Genomic DNA, 6,166 nt, shown 5'->3' with positions numbered 1-6,166 from the left:
CCAACCCCCTATTATCCCCCTATTAACTCCCTGTTAATACCCTATTAAATAATAACACTTTCCCAATTTGATCCGAATCAATTTGAATTACTTTCTACATTTGCTAAGTTTGTATATTCCGCACCATCAACGCATATATCCAGGTGCTTTACTTTAAGAAAGATCAAGATGAAAGTCATTGCTATAGGCCGTAACTATGTAGACCACGCTAAAGAACTGAACAACCCTATCCCACAAGAGCCTGTTGTATTCATGAAACCCGACACCTCTTTATTGAAGGATAACAAAGACTTTTATTATCCAGAGTTTTCTAACGATATTCACTACGAAGCGGAAATCGTATTACGCATCTGTAAAGAAGGAAAACATGTAAGCCAAAAATTCGCAAACACATATTTTGATGCCATCGGACTCGGTATTGACTTCACAGCGCGAGACATACAACAAAAACACAAAGAGAAGGGTCTTCCCTGGGAGTTAGCAAAATCTTTTGATGGCTCAGCTGTCATCAGCCCGTTGATTCCAAAGGAAGAGATTGATGATCTTAAAAATCTTGATTTCTCCTTGCTAAAGAACAAAGAAACCGTGCAGCAGGGAAATACAAAGGATCTGATTTTTTCATTTGACGATTTGATAGTTTATATCTCCAAGTTCATTACTTTACGAAAGGGAGATCTTATTTACACAGGTACTCCTGCAGGAGTTGGTCCCGTTGTAATCGGTGATACTTTAGTTGGTTTTATTGGTGAGAAACAAATGTTTAGTTGCACCATAAAGTAAGGTCTATGAAAAAATTAACCGCAATAATCGGGATGTTTGCACTTGTTTCCAACACACTCCATGCACAGGATATCATCAAACATCGTCAATACCCTCAAAATTATTTTAGACCGCCTATGGATATTGCTCCGCAAGCCTCGGGTTCATTCGGAGAATTGAGAGCAACACATTTCCATGGCGGTGATGACTATCGGACGCAACAAAAAATAAATATACCAGTATATGCCGTTGCAGACGGTTTTGTTTCGCGTATCCGTGTACAGATCGGTGGTGGAGGGAATTCCATTTACCTCGATCATCCAAATGGCTATACTTCTGTATACCTACATTTAGAAAGCTTCAATAATGAGCTCAATGCTTTTATAAAAGCAGAGCAGTATAAACAAAAACGTTTTGACGTCGACCTATTTCTAAAACCTGGTCAGTTCAATTTGAAGAAAGGACAACTTCTGGCAAACTCAGGAAATACAGGAGGATCTGCAGGTCCACATCTTCATTTTGAAATTCGCGATACAAAACAGCAGCTTCCTTTCAACACACAACTTTTTGGACTTACATTTCCAGATGGTATTAAGCCTATCATACGAGGTGTAACGCTATATGATCTGGACAATCCTATTTTCGATGAAAATACTCCCCGCAGGCATCAGACTGTAAAAGCATTGGCCAATGGTAATTATAGTCTCGCAGGTAGTTCACCGATTCCTGTTAATGGTAAATTTGGTTTAGGGATCAATACCGTAGATAGGCGTAAAGGAATCTCCTTTACTTACGGTGTATATTCAATAGAATTATTTTTAGATAATAAAAATATCAGTACAGTACTCTTCGAAGCTATTCCTTTTGATAAGACCCGTGCTATCCACTCCTATATCGATTATCCTTATTGGAAAAAATCAAATGTACGCGTACAAAAGAGTTTTAAGCAACCGGGAAATCCAATCGATATCTATGCACAATTGGACAACAGCGGTGTTATGGAACTTAAAGATGATAAAGTACATCAGGTTCGTTATGTTGTCAAAGATGTTCAGGGCAATGCCACAGAAATAAATTTCGAAGTGCAACGAAATACAAACTATGTAGTCAAAAACAATCCGTCAAACGCTGGTAAATACTTCAACTTCCTACTGGACAACATTTACCAAGCAGACAATTTTAAAGTAACCATACCCAAAAATACGCTATATGACAATTTAAACTTTACTTATAGTGAAGGTCAAAAACCAGCCAACGGTTATTCTCAATTACATCGCGTCCATAATAAATTTACGCCTGTATTTGGTTCGTACACATTAAGCATTAGGCCAACTGCCGACCTGAAGAAAGAACTGTACAGCAAAGCTCTTCTCGTTTCAACAGATGGTGGTGCACAGGGTGGAAAATATGAAAATGGTTTAGTAACAGCGTCGGTACGCAGTTTTGGCGACTTCTATGTAGCAGTTGATACGATAGCTCCAACCATCACAGCCCGCAATCTCGTTAACAATAAAAATGTCGGTGCACAAAAGCAAATTGACTTTACCATTCAGACAACCTATCCGGTATACAGTCATTTAATGCATATATTGATGGCGAATGGGTGCTGATGAAATATGACCCAAAAAATCGTCATATCTGGCATAACTTCGAATCCACTTTAGGATCCGGAAAACATAGCTTTAAGCTCGAGGTCAAAGACTGGAAAGATAATGTCAGGGTTTATGAAGCAAGTTTCACCAGATAATCAGTATCTTGTTCATTAGATTAATTAATAACACATATGGCTACATTAGAAATAGGACAGAAAGCGCCTGCAATAACGGCTAAGAACCAAAATGGAGAAAGTATTTCTTTGTCAGATTTTATTGGAACGAAGGTGATTTTATATTTCTACCCAAAAGATAATACACCAGGTTGCACAACAGAGGCTTGCAATTTTAGAGATAATTATCAGTCTTTAAAGAAAGATGGATTTGAAATTATCGGCGTAAGTATCGATGGAGAAGCTTCTCATCAAAAGTTCATCAACAAACATGAACTTCCCTTTCAATTACTGGTTGATGAAGATCAGAAAATTGTCAATGATTATGGTGTTTGGGTAGAAAAAAACATGTACGGTAAAAAATATATGGGAACTGCACGCACAACATTTGTTATTGATGAACAAGGAAATATTGCTCACATCATTAAAAAGGTGGACAATAAGAATGCGTCTCAACAAATTCGTGATCTTATAAAATAATACTTAACAGTACTAGAATCATGATAAAAGAGTTTGCGGACTTGCATTTATATACATGGCCTGCATGCGATTATCATTATCTAATTACGACTATCTAAAATCTAAATACTAATATTTATATTTGCTACTTATGAGCAAACAAACAGACGACTTCTTTAAAAGTATAGTATCCCACTCAAAGGAATATGGTTTTGTATTCCAATCAAGTGAAATATATGATGGCTTAAGTGCTGTCTATGATTACGGTCAATTAGGTTCTGAATTAAAAAATAATTTAAAGACCTATTGGTGGAAATCCATGGTGCAATTGCATGAAAACATTGTCGGTATCGATGCTGCGATCTTTATGCACCCAACGACCTGGAAAGCTTCAGGCCACGTGGACGGGTTTAATGATCCCATGATCGACAACAAAGATTCTAAGAAACGTTACCGTGCTGATCAATTGATCGAAGATAAAATAGCGCGTTACGAAGCAGATGGTAAAACTGATAAAGCTGCTGCGCTATTAGAAGCATTGAACGTTGCCTTGAATGCTGATGATCTTGCTGGTTTAAAAACTATTATTGAAGATCACAATATCGTTTGTCCTGTTTCTGGAACTAAAAACTGGACTGATGTACGTCAGTTCAACTTGATGTTTGCTACCCAAATGGGTGCTATGGCAGATGGTGCTGAACAAGTATATTTACGTCCCGAAACTGCTCAAGGTATTTTTGTTAACTTCTTAAATGTTCAAAAAACTGGCCGCATGAAAATTCCTTTCGGAATTGCTCAAATTGGTAAAGCATTCCGTAACGAAGTTATTGCTCGTCAATTCATTATGCGTATGCGTGAATTTGAACAAATGGAATTACAATTTTTTGTTCGCCCAGGTACAGAAATGGAATGGTACAATAAATGGAAAGAAACCCGTCTTAAATGGCATTTAGCTTTAGGTTTCAACCCTGATAACTACCGTTACCACAATCACGATAAATTAGCTCATTATGCGAATGCGGCAGTAGATATTGAATTCAACTTCCCATTTGGATTTAAAGAGGTTGAAGGTATCCACTCCAGAACTGATTTTGATTTAAAACAACACCAAGAGTTCTCTGGTAAAAAAATGCAATATTTTGATACAGAGATCAATCAGAACTATATCCCTTACGTAGTCGAAACTTCTATCGGTTAGATCGTCTGTTCTTAACAGTTCTATGTAATTCATTGGTTCAAGAAGATCTTTCAACACCTGAAAAGCAAGATTCACGTGTCGTATTGAAATTCCCTCCTGCAATTGCACCTGTTAAAGCGGCCATCTTACCTTTAACAAAAAAGACGGTCTTCCAGAAAAAGCACGTGAGATTATGGCTGTATTAAAATTGGATTACAATGTACAGTATGATGAAAAAGATTCAATTGGTAAACGATACCGTCGTCAAGATGCAATCGGTACGCCAATCTGTATCACAGTAGACCATCAGTCATTAGAAGACAATATGGTTACCATCCGTCACCGTGACTCCATGCAACAGGAACGTGTAGCAATTGCAGACTTAGAGAAATTTGTTGCTGATCTAGTTGGTTGGAACACACTTTTGAAAAAAGTATTGTAATCTCTTAAATAAACAAAAAAGAGCTTGCTGTTGAACGGCAAGCTCTTTTTTTGTTTCGAAATTTAATTAAACAACGTTGGTTGTCGATATTTAACTTTAAAAATCAACATCGATGTTCCATCCCATTTTTCATTCTTCCGTATTATAAATCCTTGTCCAGGATTGATTTCTTCTAATAATAAGCCCTTAAAAAGAACCTGCATATTATTCTTAACTTCACTTTTTAATTCAAATGATCTAATAACAGATCCCTTTTCGTAAACGGTGAGTTCATACTTGATCGTTTTATTTGTATCATGAAACCCCATAAATTGATTAAAAAAGAAACTTTTATTATTCTCTGTAAAATTGGGTTCGATCTTCAAGAAAGTCGCATCCAACTGACTGTTGCTGCTGTTACTAAAGGGATAATAATAAAAGCCGGGATGCTTTTGCTGTATTCGGATACTATCAATATGACTTAAATCAACTATATCGGTAAACTCTACTTTCACCTCACTGTATAAACGTTTTAATAGCAATGTCCTTTCTATAGACTGTTTAACCTCAAAGGTATCTCGAACCGCATAAATCTCGGCTTCCTTCTCCATAAATGAATTACTGATATAAAATCCATTGCGATTGGTACTATTAGCAAACACGATAGGACTATTGGAATTTTTTGTCAGTACACTCAAATAATATGTCCCCAATGGCAGATCAACCGCAAAAGTTTCCGCTGCTGAGATACCGCCCTGTTTGACCAGTTCATTACCTGAAGCATTATAAATATGATAATATAATTTGTTTTGTAATGCTGTATCGTTCACAACTCCATTAATCAAAACATTATCAAGTTTAAATGTACTGCTGGTCGGATTATAAATGCTTCCAGGCGGGCGTTACCGGAATACAAACGTATACGTATCCAAACGGCCTCTTTACCCATAACCGGTATCGCATTCAGAGATTGAGAGATTGGGAGCTTTGATATACCAGTGCTTGTTAAATCCAGTGGATAGTGAATCGTATCCGACAATTTCGAAAAGTTTGAACCCTTATCGGTCGAATAATCGATCAATAAGGCACGTGGACCTGTCCCCGAACTATTCACATCTAGACTCAGATTACTGAGCAATTCGATCTGCTGTGCGGGAAGTTTAAAAAGGATTGACTCCACCCCTCTAAAACTAATTGATTTGCCTGTAGTAGGCCATCCTGCGGTAAAACCGTAATCAACTTTCCCATTATTATAATCAATAACAGGTAACGGATTAAATGCAATAATAGGATCTGCATTTCCTAGATCGAAGTCCCATTTAAATAAAGTTTCTTCCTGAGAATTAACAGAGGCTTTTGAGGAAACTAATTTCCTAGCGCCATTTGCCCTTTGAAGCGGCGATACAATACTTTCAAAATCTTTAATTTTGAACTTTACTGAGAACACATTTTCGTCTAATTCATCTGAAATTTTCTTGTTCTTTTGACATGATGAAGCAGCGGCTAATAAAAAGATGAATACCAAAGAAAATATGTTAAAATTAAATTTAACATTCTTTTTCATAAAATATCATATGTGTCCTAA

The 6,166-nt window shown here is 36.8% G+C and carries 5 protein-coding genes and 1 pseudogene; 4 read left to right on the top strand and 2 right to left on the bottom strand.

What is annotated here, in order from left to right; genetic code table 11:
- Positions 1 to 168 precede the first annotated feature (168 nt).
- The 4 genes and pseudogenes from L950_RS23765 (at position 169) to L950_RS23750 (ending at position 4,602) form a co-directional block, all read left to right on the top strand.
- Positions 169 to 780 carry a fumarylacetoacetate hydrolase family protein gene (locus L950_RS23765; RefSeq protein ID WP_021191331.1) on the top strand — a complete coding sequence of 204 codons (612 nt, stop codon included), beginning with the start codon at positions 169 to 171 and terminating at the stop codon, positions 778 to 780.
- Positions 781 to 785: 5 nt separating this feature from the next.
- Positions 786 to 2,369, top strand: a complete 1,584-nt coding sequence (locus L950_RS23760; RefSeq protein ID WP_231577838.1) for a M23 family metallopeptidase — start codon at positions 786 to 788, stop codon at positions 2,367 to 2,369.
- A gap of 173 nt (positions 2,370 to 2,542) precedes the next feature.
- Entirely contained in the window at positions 2,543 to 3,004 is a 462-nt protein-coding gene (gene bcp, locus L950_RS23755) for a thioredoxin-dependent thiol peroxidase (RefSeq protein WP_021191329.1), read from the top strand.
- Between the two features lie 130 nt (positions 3,005 to 3,134).
- A pseudogene (locus tag L950_RS23750) lies at positions 3,135 to 4,602 on the top strand (glycine--tRNA ligase).
- A gap of 62 nt (positions 4,603 to 4,664) precedes the next feature.
- Here the strand turns inward: L950_RS23750 and L950_RS23745 are convergent.
- Positions 4,665 to 5,426 (bottom strand): hypothetical protein, encoded by a 762-nt coding sequence (locus tag L950_RS23745; RefSeq protein WP_021191328.1) that lies wholly within the window; start codon positions 5,424 to 5,426, stop codon positions 4,665 to 4,667.
- Positions 5,423 to 6,145: a hypothetical protein gene (locus L950_RS23740; protein ID WP_021191327.1), complete on the bottom strand. Its 723-nt coding sequence runs from the start codon at positions 6,143 to 6,145 to the stop codon at positions 5,423 to 5,425. The genes L950_RS23745 and L950_RS23740 overlap by 4 nt, the downstream gene beginning before the upstream one ends.
- Positions 6,146 to 6,166: the final 21 nt, after the last annotated feature.

The organism is Sphingobacterium sp. IITKGP-BTPF85, assembly GCF_001006065.1.
Classification (GTDB): Bacteria; Bacteroidota; Bacteroidia; order Sphingobacteriales; family Sphingobacteriaceae; genus Sphingobacterium; species Sphingobacterium anhuiense.
The sequence above is the reverse complement of the archived record's forward strand: the minus strand, read 5'-3'. Positions and strand labels throughout refer to the sequence as shown.